A 19,044-nucleotide genomic window follows, 5' to 3' on the forward strand; every position below is an offset into this window, starting at 1 on the left:
ACAGGTTTCGGCGGCAGAAGGTCCACTCCATGCCATGGGCGCTCGAAGTCCAGAGGTCTCTACGCCGGTGGAACTTCGCGCGCAATCGACACAAGCGGATGAGGCTCGGATACGCCGAGCCTGAGGGAGCCCTCCTGGGAGTCACCGTCGTCAGCGGACCGGTTGCCTCTGCCGATGCGTCAGGAAGACATCTGATCTACACAGTCGATTTCATGGCCGTCGCGTTCGAGAGCCAGGGATCCCGGCTTGGCAATGAAGTCCTCGCAGAGGCCCTCGACTGCGTCGCGGACGACGCCACCGGCCACGTCGATGGCTCGGCGCCGTCCGAGGTGCTGGTGCAGGCCGTGGTTCATCAGTCCAACGTGCCAGCGCAGAGGTTGCTGGAGGCATTCGGATTCGCCTTCGTCGAGGACATCCCGGCGACGGAGAAGAACGCCAAGGGCAAGACGACGAGCACCCAGATCTACGGTCTCTGGGTCGCCCAGCTGACGTTGCTCTGAGTTGGCCGGAAAGCACGCAAGGGCGGGACGAGCTGCAGCTCGTCCCGCCCTTGATCGTCTCGTCTGTCCCCGTCCGGGCGCCTCCCGTTTCGTCAGCGAAAGCGCCCCGGGACTCGACCGTTTCCCGAACGAAAGCGCCCCGGGACTCGACGGTTTCCCGAACGAAAACGCCGGGGACCCAACGCCTCGTCACTCGACGCGGACGACCTTCTCCTCCACCGGGTCCTCGTCCTTCGGGAACGCCGCCACCAGAGCCTTGGCCATGTGCTCGGCCTTGGCCTCGGAGCCCTCGGCGTTGTTGTGGTTCGCGTCGTTCTCCAGGAACCACTCGGGGTGCGGGGTGGCGTCGGCGGACCAGTCGTAGATGCGCAGGTTGTCGTACCGGTCGGTGGCCTCCACCAGGGACGCGTTGAGCTTCTGGATGTTCTCGTTGGCGTAGTGCGGGTTGTTGGTCCACGGCATGGTGATGCCGTTGACCCAGAGGACGGGCTTGCCCTCGGAGGCCTCCATCACGCCGGCGATGCGCTTTTCGGTGCTGGAGAAGTCGTCCTGGCTGGCCATGTTCGCGGCGTCGTTGAGGCCCACGTTGACCACCCAGCAGCCGTTCTCGCCGAGTTCGCCGGCGTGCTCGCGCATGGTGTCCGGGGCGTTGGTGCCCTTCTCACCGGGGTTGAGCTCGGACGGCTCGAGGGTCTCGATCATGGAGCGGCCTCCGGCCACCTCTTCGACGACGGTCTGCACGCCCACGGCCTCGTACTGGGCGGTGATGCGCTTGGCCGGGTCTTTCACCATGGTCAGGGAGTTGTTGGACGGGCCGATGGACGTGGAGTCACCGATGTGGACCACGGTCTCACAGGACGTCTCGGTCGCGGCGGGGCGGGCCACGGGCTTCGTCGGCGTCGGCGACGCCACGGCACCCTCGCCGTCCGGTTCCCCGGCGGAGGTCTCGGCCTGCTTCGCCTGCTCCTCCCGGGCGATCTCCACCACGGACTTCTGCGGCAACGCGGCGATGCCGACCATCGCGCCGATCGCCAGGAGTGTCACGCCCACGGATCCGGCGGCCAGCACGCCGCGGCCGGCGACCTTCGGCACCGGGGTCTGCTCCACCTGGGCGCGGGAGGCACGGACGTCGCCCTCAGACACCTCGGCGCGCTGGGCACGGGCCTTGCGCTGGGCCTTGCCGGTGATCAGCGGAAGGAAGCCGTGCCGGCGGATCGGGTCCTCCACGAACCGCCAGGACAGCTCCGCCAACACCACGGTCAGCGCCACGACCACCAGGCCGCGCCACACGTCCTGGCCGTACAGGGTGCGCTCCGGCAGGAACGCGACCACAGGCATGTGCCACAGGTAGATGCCGTAGGACCGCTCGCCGATCCAGCGCAGCGGCGCGATGCCGAGCACCCGGTTGGTCCAGGACTGGGCGTGGATCAGCGGCATCAGCACGAGGATCGTGGAGACCGTCAGCGCGGCGATGCCCCAGGTGTAGAGGCTGTGGTCCAGCTGGTCGGTGGTGGCGGCCAGGTAGAGGATGCCGGCCACGCCGAGCGCACCCAGGATGTCCAGGGTCCACAGGGCCTTCTCGGATTGGATCTTCGCGACCTTCTTCGGCCGCCACAGCATCGCCAGCACGGCGCCCCAGAGCAGGCCGCCGGCGCGGGTGTCGGTGCCCTCGTAGGCGCGGGTGGAGTCGCCGGTCGGGTCGGCCAGCATCGCCAGCAGGACGAAGGAGAGCGCGCCCAGCACGAAGGTGGTCACGGCGGCCTTCGCGAACGCGGCCCCGGTGCCCTCGCCGTCCTTCTTGGCCTTGAACAGGGTGAGCATGCCGAGCAGCAGCAGCGGCCACACCACGTAGAACTGCTCCTCCACCGCCAGGGACCACAGGTGGTCCAGCGGGGAGGGCCCGTCGAACTGCTCGAAGTAGGAGCCGCCGGTGAAGATCGTGTGCCAGTTCGCCACGTAGATCAGGGCGAAGAACGCCTGTTCGCCGCGGTCCCCGAGCTTGTCCGGGTGGACGACCATGGTGGCCACCATCACCACGATCAGCAGCAGCACCACCGCCGGCAGCAGGCGGCGGAAGCGGCGGATCCAGAAGTGCCTGAGGTCCAGGTCCCCGTGCTTCTCCCAGCGGTTGAGCAGGAGCATGGTGATGAGGAAGCCGGACAGCGTGAAGAAGACGCCGACGCCAAGCAGGCCGCCGCTCGTTCCGGGCACGCCGATGTGGTAGGCGACCACGAGGCCCACGGCGATCGTCCTGAGACCGTCCAGACCTGGATAGTAGGCCGCAGACTTGTTGACCGGACGAGGCAAGGGGACGCTCCTCACGTGCGGGGGACGGAACGCCCGCGCGGGGCGATGCTCCGGCACGGACGAGGGCGCGGCCGCCCCCGGCGGAGACGGACCACAGTCTCCAAGAATCTCACAGTGCGCCCGCGCGTGCACGCGTTCGTGCGACGTCTCACTACTGTGGACGCATGGCCCGCGACCTGCCCTCCACCCCCTCCCCCGCCGTCCTGCGGCGAGTCGCCGTGGACGCCGCCGCCGGGTGCGTGCCGGCCCTGCGGGCCGCCTTCCGCGCCGGCCCCTGTGTCCCGACGACGGCCGCCCACCCGAGCCTGAAGACCAACCACCACGACCTGGTCACCGAGTACGACCGCGCCACCGAGGCCGCACTGGTGCGCGCCCTGACGGACGCCGTCCCGGGGTCGCAGGTCCTCGGCGAGGAGACCGGCGCCCACGGGGACCCGCACCATCCGCTGCGGTGGATCGTGGACCCGATCGACGGCACCTCGAACTTCACGCACGGCTTCGCGATGTTCTCCGTCTCGATCGCCGCGGAGGTGGACGGCGAGCTCGTCGCCGCGGCGATCGCGGATCCGGCCGCCGGGCAGGTGTTCTCCTCGGACCACACCGGCGCCTGGCTCGCCGACCTCCGACTGTCCTCCCCCAACACCGCTGTCCCGCCCTGCCCCGACAGCTCCGAGAAGGCGAGCGACGCGCCGGAGGCCGCTGCCGTCGTCGTGACGGACGAACGTCCCCTGGCCGAGGTGTCCCGCCCGGCCCCGGACGCGGCACTCGGCGAGCACGGCCTGAACCTGGTGACCTCCTACCCTGCCGGCGAGGCCCTGGCCCTGGAGGGGTCGGCGGCGCTGGAGCGGTTCGGCGAGCTGGTGCGCACGTACGCCACGGTCCGGCGGACGGTCTCCGGCGCCCTGGAGCTGGCGTACACGGCGGCCGGCTGGGCGGACGCGGCCCTCTACGTGGACACGAAGCCGTGGGACGTGGCCGCCGGCGTGCACCTGCTGCGCGCCGCCGGCGGCACCTGGGTCGGCGGGGACCACACGACCCCGTTCGCCCTGGCCCTGGCCCCGGGCCGGAGCGCCCCCACAGCCCTGCGGGTCCTGGACGACATCATCCGGACGCGGCTCACCGCCGGGACCTAGACTGGGGAGAGGAACCAGATCGCCTGGGAACAGGCAGCGAGGAGGTCCCCGCATGACTGACACCGACAAGCCGTCCATGATGAACGTCACCCGCGACTCGGGGTCGCCGATGATGTTCGAGCACGCCGACGGGGAGCCGGTTCTGGTCCTGTCCGAGGAGCAGTGCTGGAAGCTGCTGCGCCGCACCCAGCACGCCCGCCTCGGCCTGGCCGTGAACGGGGAGCCGGACATCGTGCCCGTGAACGTCGCCTGGGGCGAGGGCAAGGCCTACTTCCGCACGGCGCCGGGCTCCAAGCTCGCCGAGCTGACCATCAACCCGAGCGTGGTGCTGCAGGCGGACGGCATCCTCTCGGACCAGGCCTGGTCCGTCCTGGCCCGCGGCACCGCCCGCAGGCTGGAGACCGAGGAGGAGATCGCCCACGCCGAGTCCCTCTGCATCGCCCCGTGGGTGCCCACCCTCAAGGACTTCTACGTGGAGATCGACATCACCTCTGTGACCGGCCGTCACTTCGCCTTCGGCACCCACCCGGAGCGCGACGGCACCCACCCGAACGACTGATCAGCCGGACACCAGCAAGGCCCCGGTGAGCACAGGCTCACCGGGGCCTTGCGTGTGAACTTGCGTGTGAAGGAGGCCGGGCTCAGGCAGTCTCGGCGGCCACGGACCTGCCGGCGGTGCGGCCGGAGAACAGGCAGCCGCCGAGGAAGGTGCCCTCCAGCGCACGGAAGCCGTGCATGCCTCCGCCGCCGAAGCCGGCCGCCTCGCCCGCGGCATACAGGCCCGGGATGACCTGGCCGCCGGCGTCCAAGGCACGGGAGTGCAGGTCCGTGTGCAGGCCGCCGAGGGTCTTGCGGGTCAGGGTGTGCAGGCGCACGGCGATCAGCGGGCCGGCCTTCGGATCGGTCAGCCGGTGCGGGGGCACGGTGCGGATCAGCTTGTCCCCGAGGTACCTCCGGGCCGCGCGGACCTCGTCCAGCTGCGGGTCCGCGCCGGGGCGCTCGGCGCCGGCCTCGTGCTGGGCGACGGCGGCCTGCACGGCGGCCTCATCCACCCTCGGCCCCTCCGGGACCAGGGCGTTCATCTTCGCCACGAGCTCACCGACGGTGTCCGCGGTGACGAAGTCCTCTCCCTTCTCCAGGAAGTCGCGCACCGGGCCCGGCATGTCCTGGGTGACGCGGCCGAGGACCTGGCGGACGGAGCGGCCGGTCAGATCCGGGTTCTGCTCCGACCCGGACAGGGCGAACTCCTTGCCGATGATCCTGTGGTTCAGCACGAACCAGGAGTGCTCGCCGGCCGGGTCCGTGCGGGCGCGCTGCGGTGCCGAGGCCGAGGCGCCGCGCAGCTCACCGAGGGTGCCGAGGGTGTCGAAGCCGGGCCAGCGCGGGTGCGGCAGACGCCGGCCGGTGGCGTCCAGCCAGAGCGAGGACGGGCCGGGCAGGATGCGGATGCCGTGGCCGGGCCAGATCGGGTCCCAGTTCTTGATGCCCTCGGTGTAGTGCCACATGCGGTCCGGGTGCAGCAGGCGGGCGCCGGCCCGCTCGGCCACCGTGATGCCGGAACCGTCCACATAGGCGGGCACGCCGGAGAGCATGTCCTGCGGGGCCGGGCCGAGGCGGTCCGGCCAGACCTCCCGGACCCGCTCATGGTCCGCCCCCACACCTCCGGTGGCCACCACCACGGCCGCGGACTCGATCCGGAAGTCCCCCACCACGGTGCGGTTCGAGGCGGTGCCGCGGGCGCCGTCGTCGTCCGCCAGGACCTGGCCGGCCACGCCGGTGACGGCACCGCCGGAGGTGAGCAGCTCGGTGACGCGGTGGCGGGGCAGATAGGTGAGGCGGCCGTCGAAGGCGGCCTGCTCCACCACGCGGGAGAACGGCTCCACCACCCCCGGGCCGGTGCCCCAGCTGATGTGGAAGCGCGGCACGGAGTTGCCGCCCACACCCGGAGCCGGGACCTTGCGCTCGGCCCAGCCGACCACCGGGAACAGCCGGTGGCCGCGCTCGCGCAGCCACGCCCGCTTCTCCTGGTGGGCGAAGTGCACATAGGCCTCCGCCCAGGCTTTCGGGAGAGCATCCTCCGGGCCGGTGAAGCCGGCGGTGGCCTGCCAGTCGGACCAGGCCAGCTCGACGGAGTCCTTCACGCCCAGCCGGCGCTGCTCCGGGGAGTCCACCAGGAACAGGCCGCCGAAGGACCAGTACGCCTGGCCGCCGAGGTCCGCGGCGCGCTCCTGGTCCACCAGCACCACGCGTCGGCCGGCCTCCAGCAGCTCCACCGTGGCCACCAGCCCGGCCAGGCCGTGGCCCAGGACCACGGCGTCCGCGCCGCGGGTGCTGGAGGCGGGGAGGGAAGCGGAGGTCGGGTCGTGACGGCCGGTATGGCTGGGGGTGCCGGCGGCGGAAGTGCTCATAGGCCGAGCCTAGATGAGAGATGGATCACGCAGTGAATCCGGAGCCCGGTACCGTCCGCCCCGTGGACGGGCACCCGGTACCGTCCGCCTCGTGGACCCACGGCCGGCACCCCTCCGCAGGGGTGCCGGCCGTGGGTCGTCGGGGAAGGCTCCGGAACGTGTTCCGAGGCCCCGAAAGGGTCAGACCTCCGGGGCCTCGCCGAGGTGGCTCGGGGCCCACATGGCGAGCGTGGTCTGCACGACCACCACGTTCGGGCCCTCGGCGGCGAGGTTCCGCTCGAGCGCCTCGCGGACGTCCTCCACGGCCACGGTCTCGGCCGGGATGCCGAAGGACTCGGCCAGCTTCGCGAAGTCCGGGCGGTCCAGCTCGGTGGCAGTGGCCTGGCCGAAGGCGCCCTCCATGTACTCACGGAGGATGCCGTAGCCGCCGTCGTCGATGATCAGCCAGGTGACCGCGGCGTTGTGCTGCCGGGCGGCGGCGAGTTCGGCGATGGAGTACATCGAGGAGCCGTCGCCGGCCACGGCCAGCACGCGGCCGTCGATGCCGGTCTTGCCCTGCTGCGCCAGCCCGAGCGCACCGCCGAAGGCGGCGGGGAAGCCGTAGCCGAGGCCGCCGGCGCCCTGCGCGGAGTGGAACTGCCCGGACCGGGCGTCCCAGCAGTTCCAGCCCCAGTACGCGGCGATCGTCATGTCCCAGAAGGTCTGCATGGACTCCGGCACAGCGGCGCGGATGTCCTCCATGAACTGCCGCTCACGGCTCAGGTCCTGCGCGTCCAGGCGTGCGGTCACGCGGGCGTTGACCTCGGCCACCTTCTGCCGGGCGGACTTCCCGCCCCAGGCGGCGGCGTCGGCCTCGCGCGCCGGCACGGCAAGCTCGGTGGAGATCGACTTCATGCCCAGGACGTTGAGGCCCTCGAGGTACGGGTGCGGCTCGAGGACCTCCCCACGCAGGGCGGCGGCCAGGGCGGCCAGGGCCGAACCGGCGTCCGCACGGATGCCGAGGGTCGGGTGGTTGGTCTCCAGCACACGCGGCTCCGCGTCGATCTGGATCAGGCGGCCGCGCGGCTCCAGGGTGAAGTAGTTCGAGGTGACCTCGCCCAGGGACGAGCCGACCACGAGGAGCACGTCGGCCTCCTCCAGGACCTCGGTCACGTAGCGGTCCTCCACCCACGCACCCAGGGACAGCGGGTGCTCCCAGGGGAACGCGGTGTTGCCGCCGGGCGAGCAGACCACCGGGGCCTGCAAATGCTCGGCGACCTGCTTCAAGGACTCCATCGCCCCACGGCCGGAGCGGCGCACACCGCCGCCGGCGACGACCGCGACCTTCTCGGCGCCGCCGAGCCAGCGGGCGGCCTCCTCCACGAGCTCCGCACGCGGCGGGTGCTCGTAGGGCACGGCGAGCGCGTCGCGCACCGGCGGGACCTGGACCTCGCCGAGCAGCACGTCCTGCGGGATCTCCACCCACACCGGCCCCTGGGGCACGGTGATGGCCTCGGCCCAGGCGTCCTGGATGGCCGAGGGGATGCCGGAGGCGTGGTGGACGGTGTGCTGGGCCTTGGTGACGTTCTTGGCCGAGGCCTTCTGGTCGTCCAGCTGGTGGATCATGCCCTTGCGGCGGGCGCCCAGGCCCGAGAGCGGGATCTGGGAGGCGATGACCACCATGGGAATGCCCGTGGCGTAGGCCTCCTGCAGGCCGGCCAGGGAGGTCAGGGCGCCGGGGCCGGTGGACAGGAACAGCACACCGACCTCGCCGGTGGCGCGGGCGTAGCCGTCCGCGGCGAACGCGGCGTTGTTCTCCACGCGGTTGGAGACGAACTCCAGCGAGGAGCGGGACAGCGCATCGAACAGGCCCAGGGCGTGCTGGCCCGGGATGCCGAACACGGTGCGTGCACCGAGCGCGGTGAGGGTCTCGACGGCGAGGTCCCCTCCGTTGCGGCGCGGGGCGTCTGCGGCGTTCATGCGGTCTCCTCCTGTGCCTGCTCGGCACGACGGTCGGCCATCAGGGTGATCAGGTCATAGGCGACGTGGGAGGCGGCCACACCGGTGATCTCGGCGTGGTCATAGGCCGGGGCGACCTCCACCACGTCGGCGCCGACGAGGTTCATGCCGCGCAGGCCGCGCAGGATCTCCAGCAGCTCGCGGGAGGTCATGCCGCCGGCCTCCGGGGTGCCGGTGCCCGGGGCGTGGGCCGGGTCCAACACGTCGATGTCCACGGAGATGTACAGCGGGCGGTCGCCGATGCGCTGGCGCAGGGCGTCTACGACCTCGTCCACACCCTTCCTGAAGACGTCGGAGGAGGTGACGATGCCGAAGCCGAGACGGTGGTCCTCGTCCAGGTCCTTCTTGCCGTACAGCGGACCACGGGTGCCGACGTGGGAGATCGCCTCGGTGTCCAGGATGCCCTCCTCCACCGCACGGCGGAACGGGGTGCCGTGGGTGTACTCGGCACCGAAGTAGGTGTCCCAGGTGTCCAGGTGGGCGTCGAAGTGCAGCAGGGCCACCGGCTCACCGGCGCGGGCGGAGGCGGCGCGCAGCAGCGGCAGGGCGATGGTGTGGTCGCCGCCGATGGTCATCAGCGAGGAGCCGTCCTCGGTGAGGTCCATGGCGTCCTGCTGGATCATCTCGATGGCCTCGTTGATGTTGAAGGGGTTCACGGCCATGTCCCCGGCGTCCACCACCTGGGCCTGGGCGAACGGGGAGGTGTCCGTGGCGGGGTTGTACGGGCGCAGCAGGCGGGAGGACTGGCGGACGTGGCCGGAGCCGAAGCGGGCGCCCGGGCGGTAGGAGACGCCGGCGTCGAACGGCACGCCGACCACCTTGATCTCCGGGTCGATGCCGGCGGCCTGTGCCTCGTCCAGGCGCGGCAGCAGGGCGTAGGTGGGGGCGCCGCCGAAGCGGGGCACGAGGGCGGAGTTCACGGGGCCGAGGCGGCCGTTCTCCTCGACGCGGGGGATCTCGAGCATCTGGATGTCCTCTCTGGGCGGTTCGGTTCGTTCTGGTCGGTCTGGTCTGTCCGGCGCGGGCGTGCCGCACGGTTCACGCGTGGCCCACGAGGGTCCACAGCACGACGGCGGGGCGGTCGTCCGGATTGGCCCACGAGTGAGGCTCGCGGCCGGGGAAGGTGACGGTGTCCCCCTCCTCCAACAGGTGCACGGCCTCGGTGGTCCGCAGCTCGAGGCGGCCGGTGACCACGTGCACCGCCTCCACGCGGCAGTCCACGGTGTACAGCTCCGTCTCCCCGCGGCCGTGCGGCGCGATGTCAGCGCGCAGGATCTGCAGGTCGCGACTGCCGCGCGGGGTGATCAGGCGCTCGCGGATGCCCTCGCCGCCGAGGCTGACCGCGGGGGCGTCGGCGAGGCGCACGACCGTCACCTCGGGCGCGTCCAGGACGTCGCCCGGGCTCGCGCCGAGCACCTGGCACAGGGTCACGAGCGTGCTCACGGACGGACTCGTCAGGTCCCGCTCGAGGCGGGAGAGGAAGCCCTTGCTGACGCCGGCCGCCTCGGCCAGCTGGGCCACGGTGAGCCGCCGCGCCTCGCGCAGCGCGCGCAGCCGGCGGCCGATCAAGGCCTGGGCCGGTGCGGTCTCGAGCGGGAGGGCCTTCATCGCGTTCCTCCCGACGTCGGCCAGGCGAGGACGCGGGCCGGGGCGCCGTCGCCCCCGGCCAGGGGCAGCGGATGCACCTCGAGCCGGAGGCGGGCGGACCAGTCAGTGCTCGGCGCCGCTCCTGCGGGGCGGAGCGCGTCCAGCCCCACGAGGTTCTCGACGAGGATCCCGTCGCCACCGAGGAAGATCGCGTGGGCCGGGAAGTCGGGCTCACCGGCGAGCCCGGTGGGATCGGGACTGAGCATGTCCACCCCTAACAGACGGATGCCACGATCCCACAGCATGGCCGCGGCCTCTCCTGTGAGGAAGGGATGACGCGCGCGGAGGAGGTCGTCGCGCCAGTGTCGATCCCAGCCCGTGGCCAGCAGGAGTCGGGGGGGCGTCCGCGCATCTGTGCCAGGCAGGAGGGGGGCCAAGCGCACGGCGGAGATCGACTCCCCGGAGCCGAGCCCGACCAGACCGAGGACGAGGGCATCCCCGCACAGCTCGTCCCAGGTCAGCCCCTCGACGGTGCGGCCGCCCGGCACGGTGTGGCACGCGGCGTCCACGTGGGTGCCGGCATGCGAGCCGATCGCGAGGGCCATGACCGCGACCCCGTCCTGGGCGACGGTGAGGGCGGGACGGATACGCACACTCGGATCACCCGGGTACACGGGCATGCGGTCCTCCAGGGGGCGCGAGAGGAGCAGGGGGGGCAACGGAGTCAGGCGCCACGGCGTCCCTCGATCGACGCGCCGGCCTCGGGGCGGGCCTCCGGCCGGTGACGCGGCCAGGCGAGCAAGGCGTAGAGAAGGGCGCTCAGGAGGAACACCGGGACGGTGGCACCGACGGGACTGGGCAACACGTCCGTGAGCAGCCACGACGTCGCGGCGCCGACGGCCCACACGGCGACTGCTCGCCAGTGGACTCCCCCGCGGAACCAGGCGCGCGGGCCACGGGCCACGAGCACGTCCAGGGTGATGCGGCGGCCCTGGAGCACGTAGTCCACGAGGATCACAGCGAATACCGGCACGAAGAAGGTGCCGATCAGCGCAAGGAAATCGGTGAAGCGGGTGAGCAGGTCGAACCACATCGCACCGATGACGCTCACCGCGCCGAGCACCAGGGCGACGGGCACGAACGGAAGGGGCCGGCTCAGCGAGGCGTGGGTGACCGACGTCGCCATCCCGTAGACCACCATCGTGTTCGTGGCCATGACCGAGAGGAACATCACCACGGCCAGCGGCCATCCGAAAGCCGCGACGAGGGTCGCCGGATCGAACGGGGTGGCCGCGGCGTCGCCCAGGAGCACATGAGCGAAGGCCGTGAGGCCCAGGCTCATCGCGATGACGGTGGACAGGGTGTAGCCGATGCCAGAGCCCAGCGCGGCCGCGCGCGGGGTGCTCGCGTTCCGGGTGATGTCGGCGGAGAGGACGGTCCACGAGATGGCCGTGGCGAAGACGAGATCGAAGGCGAGGGCGGGAGTCAGCCCGACGGCGGGGTCCACCGGGATCGACGCCAGCTCGGCCGGGCCGTGGGCACGGAAGGCGGTGACGAAGATCCCGCCCATCACGGCGAGCATCACGAGGGCGAGCCAGGGTTCGATCCGCGCGATGCCCTCGTGCCCGAGGATCGCCAGGGCCACGACGACGAGCTGGCACAGGACCGCGAAGAGCAACGGCGAGGAGAATCCGGTGGCCGCGAACACCAGGGCGTCCACCGCGAGACCGGCCAGCATGGCCTGCACCCAGGACCACCCCATCAGGACCACCACGTTGAACGTCACCGGCAACAGAGATCCGCGGTGGCCGAAGGCCGCACGGGTCAGCGCCATGGTGGGCAGACCGGTGCGGGCACCGATGACCCCGACCCCCACCAGGACGAGGGCGCCGAGGACGGTGCCGAGCACGATGCTTGTCAAGGCGGTGGCATAGGAGACCCCGGGCTGGAAGAGGGTTCCCGTCAGGAGGGTGGTGACCACGAGGTTGGCGGCCAGCCAGATCAGGAGCATGCGGAGCGTGCTCACGGTGCCGCGGGGCGGCGTCTGGACGACCTGCTCGGACACACGCGCTCCTCTCTTCTCTCGTTCTCTCGGCCCGGAGCCTGCGCCCCGTCACCCTGGACGGCATGTTGCCCGATGGACAACATATGTTTACCGTAGACCCTGATCGTGTGATCGGCAACACGCTGGTCGCGCCCCGCCCGCCCACAGCGCCTCCGCATCCCCGGCGCCGTGGATCCCCTCGCCCCAAGGACCGCCCGTGACCCTCAACCTGACCATCGTCGCCGTCTACCTGGTCGGCATGCTCGCCTTCGGCTGGTGGGGCAAGACCCGCGCCGCCAGCTCGGAGGACTACCTCGTGGCGGGCCGCCGCCTCGGGCCGGTGCTGTTCACCGGCACCATGGCCGCCGTCGTGCTCGGCGGCGCCGCCACCGTGGGCGGCGTCGGCCTGGGCTACGAGTTCGGGCTCTCCGGCGCGTGGCTCGTGGCCGCCATCGGCGTCGGCGTACTCATCCTGTCGGTGGCGTTCGCCCCGATCCTGGCCCGTCTGAAGATCTACACCGTCTCGCAGATGCTCCGCCTGCGGTACGGCCGTGGCGGGGCCTCCCACGCCTCCTCCTTCGTGATGCTCGCCTACACGCTCATGCTCGCCGCCACCTCCACGGGCGCCTACGCGTCGATCTTCGTGGTGCTCTTCGGCTGGGACCGCTGGCTGTCCGTCCTGGTGGGCGGCGGCATCGTGCTGGCCTACTCCGTGCTCGGCGGCATGTGGTCCATCACCCTGGCGGACATGGCCCAGTTCCTCATCATGACCATCGGCCTGTTCGCCCTCATGCTCCCCCTCTCCCTGGCCAACGCCGGCGGCTGGGGTGCCATGCAGGAACGCCTGGGCGCCGAGTTCTTCCGCTGGGACGGGATCGGCGTGCAGTCGATCGTCACCTACTTCGTGATCTACACCCTCGGCCTGCTGATCGGCCAGGACGTCTGGCAGCGCGTGTTCACGGCCCGCTCCCCGCGCGTGGCCCAGATCGGCGGCGCCACCGCGGGGCTGTACTGCATCGTCTACGGCGTCGCCGGCGCCCTGATCGGCATGGCCGCGCGCACGGTGACCGCGGACATCGCCACCACGGACGACGTGTTCGCGTGGGTCGCCCAGAACCTGCTGCCCGTCGGCGTGGGCGGCGTGGCCCTGGCGGCCGCCGTCGCGGCCATGATGTCCACCGCCTCGGGGGCGATCATCGCGGCTTCGACCGTGATGCGCACCGACATCCTCCCGATCCTCCGCGGCGAGGCCACCGCCTCCGAGGACGGCGTCACCACCGAGGACGCGGCCACGGAGACCACGGCGGAGCTCGCCTCGAACCGCGGCTGGGTGCTGCTGCTCGGCGCCGTCGTGCTGGGGCTGGCGATCGTCGTCCCGGACGTGGTGGCGGCCCTGACCATCGCGTACGACATCCTCGTGGGCGGCCTGTTCGTCGCGATCGTCGGCGGCCTCGTGTGGAAGCGCGGCACCGGCACGGCGGCCCTGTGGTCCATGGTGGTCGGTACGGTGGGCACCCTCGGCACCATGGGCTGGCTCGAGCTGAACGCGGCCGAGCCCTTCGAGGGGGTCTTCGCGAACGAGCCGATCTACGTCGGCCTGGCCGCCTCCGCCGTCGTGTACGTCCTCCTCAGCCTGATGACCCGGCCCACCGACCCCGCGGTCCTCGAGGCCTGGCGGGTGCGCTCCCGCCACGGCGTCGGCCCCGCGGTCTGAGAGTGCCGCTGGCCGACGACCCCGGGGCCTGTGATCCTCCGACGCCCGCACGGTGGCCGAGGCCAGGTGACCGGTGCGGCGGGCGGCGGCGGCGGCGGGCGACCCTTCCCCCAGGCTCCCCCCGGCCCCTAGTGTGTCCGTACAGCCCGGGACTGGGACTCCCCCTCGGGTTCGCCCCGTCTCCTGCCTCACCCGGGCCTCGCTGGAGACAGAAAGGCAGCAGTTTCATGACCACCAAGAACCGCGCCGTGGCATTCCACGGCATCAAGGACGTGCGCGTCGACGAGCTGGACTTCCCCACCCTGCAGATGCCTGACGGCTCCGCCGCCCCGCACGGCGTCATCCTCAAGATCGTCGCGACCAACATCTGCGGCAGCGACCTGCACATCTACCGCGGGTCCTTCCCCGTGCCCGAGGGCATGGTGCTGGGTCACGAGATGACCGGCCAGGTGCTGGAGGTCGGCAGCGACGTCCAGTTCCTGCAGGAGGGCGACCTCGTCTCCGTGCCGTTCAACGTGGCCTGCGGCCGCTGCCGCAACTGCCGCGCCGGCCGGACCGAGATCTGCGAGACCGCCAACCCGGACCAGGCCTGCGCCGCCTACGGCTTCAATCTGGGCGGCTTCCAGGGCGGACAGGCCGAGTACCTGTTCGTGCCGTACGCCGACTTCCAGCTGCTGCGCTTCCCGGACCAGGAGCAGGCGATGGAGAAGATCCTGGATCTGGCCGTGCTCTCGGACATCCTCCCGACGGCGTTCCACGGCCTCATGGAGGCCGGCGCCAAGCCCGGCTCCACCGTCTACATCGCCGGTGCCGGCCCCGTGGGCCGGTGCGCCGCGGCCGCCGCTCGGCTGCTGGGCGCCTCGTGCATCATCGTGGGTGACCAGGACGCCGCGCGACTGGAGCTGGTGCGCAAGCACGGCTGCGAGACCATTGACCTGTCCACCACGGAGAACCTGCAGGACGCCGTGAACGACATCCTCGGCGAGCCGATGGTGGACTGCGCGGTGGACTGCGTCGGCTCCGAGGCCCACGGCCTGGGCTCCGCGTCCGATGAGATGCAGCCGATCGCCGCCGTGAACCAGGTCCTGGACATCACCCGTCCGGGCGGCGCCACGGGCATCATCGGCATCTACGGGCCGGACCCGATCGCGGAGACGAAGGCCGAGCAGGAGGGCACCTTCCCGGTGGACTTCGGCAAGGCCTGGATCAAGTCGCCCCACATCATCGGCGGCCAGGCGCCCATCATGCGCTACAACCGCCAGCTGATGATGTCCATCCTGTGGGACCGGATGCCGTACCTGACGGAGATGGTCAACCCGCGCGTCATCAGCCTGGACGAGGCACCCCAGGCCTATGCGGAGTTCGACCAGGGTTCCGTGGACAAGTTCATCATCGACCCCCACGGCATGATCACCCGCTGAGCGCGCAGGCACGAGCCGCCGCCTGCAGATCAGGTTGCGTGCAGCAGCGTGCCCGGCGGCCGGTGAGGCTCCGTCCGTGAGGCGAGGGGCCGTCGTCGGGAAGCGTCCTCCTTCCCGACGACGGCCCCTACCCCATCCGAGGAACGGTCACCTCTGTCCGGGCGGACGTGACCAGGGTCATACTCGTGAGTGCATCGCCCCCGCATGCAGGAGGACCCATGTCACCGACCACCGGACCCGTCACCGAGGAGCTGAAGGCCGCCGGCCGCCGCGCCGCCGAACTGGACCGCGCCCACGTATTCCACTCCTGGTCCGCCCAGGACACGCTGAACCCCATGACCGTGGTGGCCGCCGAGGGCTCAGCCGTCTGGGACGGCGAGGGGCACCGCATGCTCGACTTCTCCTCGCAGATGGTCAACACGAACATCGGGCACCAGCACCCCGCCGTGGTGAAGGCGATCCAGGAGCAGGCCGCGAAGATCTGCACCATCGCCCCGGCCCACGTGAACGACGCCCGATCCGAGGCCGCACGGCTCGTCGCCGAGCTGGCCCCGGAGGGCATGGAGCACGTGTTCTTCACCAACGCCGGTGCGGACGCCAACGAGCACGCCATCCGCATGGCCCGCCTGCACACCGGCCGCCACAAGGTCCTCTCGGCCTACCGCAGCTACCACGGCGGCACGAACCTGGCCGTGAACGTCACCGGGGACCCACGCCGCTGGTCCAACGACCTCGCCACCGAGGGCGCCGTCCGCTTCCTGCCCTCCTACCCGTACCGCTCCTACTTCCACGCCGAGACCGAGGAGGAAGAGGCCGAACGCGCGCTGGAGCACCTGGAGCACACCATCCTGCTGGAGGGCCCGGACACCATCGCCGCGCTGATCCTGGAGACCGTGCCGGGCTCGGCCGGCGTCTACGTCCCGCCGGCCGGATACCTCCGCGGCGCCCGGGAGCTGTGCCGGCGCCACGGAATCATGTTCATCGCGGACGAGGTCATGGTCGGCTTCGGCCGCACCGGCGCCTGGTTCGCCCTGGACCACTGGGACCTGGACCCGGACCTGATCACCTTCGCCAAGGGCGTCAACTCCGGCTACGTCCCGCTCGGCGGCGTCATCGTCTCCGAGGCGATCCGCACGACCTTCGGCGAGCGCGTCTACCCCGGCGGACTCACCTACTCCGGCCACCCGCTGGCCTGCGCCGCCGCCGTGGCCACCATCGGCGCCATGCGCGAGGAGGGCATGGTGGAGAACGCGAAGCGGATGGGTGAGGAGGTCTTCGCCCCGCGCCTGGCCGAGATCAAGGAGAAGCACCCGTCCGTGGGCGACGTCCGCGGCCTCGGCGCCTTCTGGGCCGTGGAGCTGGTGAAGGACCGGCAGACCAAGGAACCGCTGGCACCCTACGGCGGGTCCTCGGAGGAGATGAACAGGGTGGTCGGCGCCCTGAAGGCCGGCGGCGTGCTGCCGTTCGCCAACTTCAACCGCATCCACCTGGCCCCGCCGCTGAACATGTCCGACGAGGACCTGCACACCGGCCTGGACGTGCTGGACGAGGCGCTCCGTGTGGCGGACGAGGCGATCGGCTGACAGGACGGGTGCCCGGCGCTGGCTGACAGGACGAGCGCCCGGTGCTGGCTTACGGAACGGGTGCGGCGCTGGTTGCCGGGCACGGGCGCGCGGGGTGCCCTGGGCCGGCTTCCGGCAGGGGCACGCCGGGCGGGCCAGGACACGCAAGCCAGGTACGCGCACGCCGGGCGGGCACGCAGGTCGGGCACGCAGGGCGCGGGTCTAGGATGGACCGGTGCCCGCGGCCTGGACAGACCGCGCCACAGGCACCGCGTGCGCCGGGTCCCGGCGCCCCACCGCGACTCCCCAGGAGAGACTGCATGTCCACGTCCACCGACGGCCCGGACTCCGCCGACGCCACCGCTGCCGCGGCTTCGGCGGCCCCCACGCCCCAGCAGATCCGCCGCTGGCGCCGCTACCTCGCGGACGAGATCGCCGAAGGCCAGATCTACCGGGACATCGCCGCCCGCCGCCACGGCGTGGAGCGCGAGATCCTGCTCGGCCTGGCGGAGGCGGAGAAGCGCCACGAACAGCACTGGCGCACCCTGCTCGGGAAGCACGCGGAGAACCCGCCGCGGCCCTCCTTCCACCGTCTGCTGCTGCGGTGGCTCGCCCGCATCTTCGGCTCCGTGTTCGTGCTGGCCCTGGCCCAGCGCGCCGAGTCGGACAGCCCCTACGCCAAGGACTCGGACGTGCCGGAGGGCATGGCCGCGGACGAGGCGATCCACGAGGAGGTCGTGCGCGGCCTTGCCGCCCGGGGCCGTGAGCAGCTGGCCGGCTCCTTCCGTGCCGCCGTGTTCGGCGCCAATGACGGCCTCGTGTCCAACCTGGCCCTGGTGATGGGCATCGGGGCCACCGGTGTGGCACCCTCCGTGGTGCTGTTCACCGGTGTGGCCGGCCTGCTGGCCGGTGCCCTGTCCATGGCGGCCGGGGAATTCGTGTCCGTCCGCTCCCAGCGCGAACTGCTGGAGGCATCCTCTCCCACCCACGTGACCCTGGAGGCCGCCGAGTACCTGGACATCGACGCCAACGAGCTCGAACTCGTCTACCTCGCCCGCGGGATGTCCGAGGAGGACGCCAAGCACCGCGCCCTCGAGCGCCTCGGCTACCTGAACTGCGACTGCAACCCGAAGTACTCCGCCCGCCCGGACGGCTCGAAGGGCCCGGTGGACCATTCCGACGACTACGCGGAGATCGGCTCGGCCTGGACCGCCGCCGGTTCGTCCTTCTGCTTCTTCGCCGTGGGCGCGCTCATCCCGATCCTCCCGTACCTGTTCGGCTTGGCCGGTATGACCGCCCTCGTGCTCGCGCTGGTGCTGGTGGGCGGCGCTCTGCTGTTCACCGGCGGCGTGGTGGGCGTGCTCTCTGGTTCCTCCCCGATGGCCCGCGCGCTGCGTCAGCTCGCCATCGGCTTCGGCGCCGCCGGCGTCACCTATGTGCTGGGCCTGCTCTTCGGCGCCCAGGTGGGCTGAGCACCCGCCCTCCTGGCTCTTGGGCCTGAGGCCCTGGCGTTTTGGGGATAAGACCCCGCGCTTTGGGGATAAGACCCCGCGCTTTGGGGATACGACACGGTCACGTTTTTCAATCTCAACACCGTGTCTTGCCCTCACTCTGCGCGCTTCGCACCGTGTCCTGCCCTCACTCTGCGCTTCGCAGCCGGCTTCAGCCCTGGCCGCGCACCGGACATGCTCGAGGAGCGGGCCGCTGAGTCGAGAGGATTCCGGGAGCGGAAGGCGGCCGTGCGGGCCTCATGACCGCGGCTCCCACCGGAACGTGCTCTTCGCCGCGGCGAAGGCCGCAACGACGAAGGCCAGGCTCGGCAGCAGCAGGCTGACGGTCTCATGCAGGGCCATGCCGCTCCATCCCTCGATGATGAGCTCGGTCACGGCACCGCCGGGGAGCAGGCGCTTGACCGCGGTGAGCTCCTCCGTGCCCGTCAGACCGACCCACATGGCCGCGCCGAGGACGACCACGAACAGGGGCAGCGTGGTCACCTGCGCGCGGTCCGGGGAGTTGGTGAGACCCGCCGTCGCGATGGCTGCGCCCACGAACATCAACTCCAGGACGACGACGGCGGCCACGACGGCCGCGACCCCCACCGGAGGGGTGCCCACGGCAGACAGAACCGCGACGATGACGCCGGCCTGGATCACATTCACGAGTGCGACCGGCAGCACGAGACCGCTCAGGATGGAGGCGTCTTTCGCCGCGGTGGACCTCAGACGCTTCAGGAACAGGTTCTGGCGACGGGAGGCCAGAGTGGTGGTCGCCGTGATGTAAGTGCCCATGGCGGTCACGGTGACCAGGATCAGAGCTGAATCGGCCTGGGTTTCGTTCCTATCGGTTTCCCTGTCCGGCGGTCGCCGGGGA

At 71.4% G+C, this 19,044-nt stretch carries 15 protein-coding genes; 7 read left to right on the forward strand and 8 right to left on the reverse strand.

All coding sequences use genetic code 11. The features are described 5' to 3' along the window. The first annotated feature begins 29 nt into the window (after window positions 1–29). Entirely contained in the window at window positions 30–500 is a 471-nt protein-coding gene (locus FM125_RS11725) for a hypothetical protein (protein ID WP_143745223.1), read from the forward strand. Between the two features lie 189 nt (window positions 501–689). Here the strand turns inward: FM125_RS11725 and FM125_RS05015 are convergent, their stop codons facing one another. Then, window positions 690–2,807, reverse strand: a complete 2,118-nt coding sequence (locus FM125_RS05015; protein WP_180525359.1) for an acyltransferase family protein — start codon at window positions 2,805–2,807, stop codon at window positions 690–692. 164 nt (window positions 2,808–2,971) lie between these two features. On the opposite strand from FM125_RS05015, the gene FM125_RS05020 reads away from it, so the two are divergent. Together FM125_RS05020 and FM125_RS05025 are read left to right on the forward strand one after the other, a co-directional pair. Further along, a complete protein-coding gene (locus FM125_RS05020) occupies window positions 2,972–3,940 on the forward strand; it encodes an inositol monophosphatase family protein (RefSeq protein ID WP_087133833.1) in 969 nt (322 codons plus the stop codon). 52 nt (window positions 3,941–3,992) lie between these two features. After that, window positions 3,993–4,499: a pyridoxamine 5'-phosphate oxidase family protein gene (locus FM125_RS05025; RefSeq protein WP_425435787.1), complete on the forward strand. Its 507-nt coding sequence runs from the start codon at window positions 3,993–3,995 to the stop codon at window positions 4,497–4,499. Window positions 4,500–4,581: 82 nt separating this feature from the next. Here the strand turns inward: FM125_RS05025 and FM125_RS05030 are convergent, their stop codons facing one another. From FM125_RS05030 to FM125_RS05055, 6 genes are all read right to left on the reverse strand, one after another. Further along, complete coding sequence (locus FM125_RS05030) at window positions 4,582–6,348, reverse strand: FAD-binding dehydrogenase (protein ID WP_087133834.1); 1,767 nt, start codon at window positions 6,346–6,348, stop codon at window positions 4,582–4,584. Between the two features lie 180 nt (window positions 6,349–6,528). Next, entirely contained in the window at window positions 6,529–8,307 is a 1,779-nt protein-coding gene (locus FM125_RS05035; protein ID WP_087133835.1) for a thiamine pyrophosphate-binding protein, read from the reverse strand. Further along, window positions 8,304–9,311: an agmatinase gene (gene speB, locus FM125_RS05040; protein ID WP_067190463.1), complete on the reverse strand. Its 1,008-nt coding sequence runs from the start codon at window positions 9,309–9,311 to the stop codon at window positions 8,304–8,306. Before speB ends, FM125_RS05035 begins: the two co-directional genes overlap by 4 nt. Before the next feature lie 73 nt (window positions 9,312–9,384). Beyond that, a complete protein-coding gene (locus tag FM125_RS05045; protein ID WP_087133836.1) occupies window positions 9,385–9,954 on the reverse strand; it encodes an XRE family transcriptional regulator in 570 nt (189 codons plus the stop codon). Further along, complete coding sequence (locus FM125_RS05050; RefSeq protein ID WP_281251968.1) at window positions 9,951–10,652, reverse strand: cyclase family protein; 702 nt, start codon at window positions 10,650–10,652, stop codon at window positions 9,951–9,953. Before FM125_RS05050 ends, FM125_RS05045 begins: the two co-directional genes overlap by 4 nt. A gap of 5 nt (window positions 10,653–10,657) precedes the next feature. After that, window positions 10,658–11,998 carry a purine-cytosine permease family protein gene (locus FM125_RS05055; protein WP_087133838.1) on the reverse strand — a complete coding sequence of 447 codons (1,341 nt, stop codon included), beginning with the start codon at window positions 11,996–11,998 and terminating at the stop codon, window positions 10,658–10,660. 196 nt (window positions 11,999–12,194) lie between these two features. On the opposite strand from FM125_RS05055, the gene FM125_RS05060 reads away from it, so the two are divergent. The 4 genes from FM125_RS05060 (at window position 12,195) to FM125_RS05075 (ending at window position 18,146) form a co-directional block, all read left to right on the forward strand. After that, window positions 12,195–13,691 (forward strand): sodium:solute symporter family protein, encoded by a 1,497-nt coding sequence (locus tag FM125_RS05060; protein WP_087133839.1) that lies wholly within the window; start codon window positions 12,195–12,197, stop codon window positions 13,689–13,691. A gap of 227 nt (window positions 13,692–13,918) precedes the next feature. After that, complete coding sequence (locus FM125_RS05065) at window positions 13,919–15,112, forward strand: alcohol dehydrogenase catalytic domain-containing protein (protein WP_087133840.1); 1,194 nt, start codon at window positions 13,919–13,921, stop codon at window positions 15,110–15,112. Window positions 15,113–15,330: 218 nt separating this feature from the next. Beyond that, a complete protein-coding gene (locus FM125_RS05070; protein ID WP_087133841.1) occupies window positions 15,331–16,695 on the forward strand; it encodes an aspartate aminotransferase family protein in 1,365 nt (454 codons plus the stop codon). A 299-nt stretch (window positions 16,696–16,994) separates the two neighbouring features. Further along, window positions 16,995–18,146 (forward strand): VIT1/CCC1 transporter family protein, encoded by a 1,152-nt coding sequence (locus FM125_RS05075; RefSeq protein ID WP_067190455.1) that lies wholly within the window; start codon window positions 16,995–16,997, stop codon window positions 18,144–18,146. 276 nt (window positions 18,147–18,422) lie between these two features. On the opposite strand, the gene FM125_RS05080 is transcribed toward FM125_RS05075, so the two are convergent. Beyond that, window positions 18,423–18,962: an ABC transporter permease gene (locus FM125_RS05080; protein ID WP_245829825.1), complete on the reverse strand. Its 540-nt coding sequence runs from the start codon at window positions 18,960–18,962 to the stop codon at window positions 18,423–18,425. Between the last annotated feature and the right edge of the window lie 82 nt (window positions 18,963–19,044).

Source organism: Micrococcus lylae (genome assembly GCF_900163825.1).
GTDB classification, from domain to species: domain Bacteria; phylum Actinomycetota; class Actinomycetes; order Actinomycetales; family Micrococcaceae; genus Micrococcus; species Micrococcus lylae.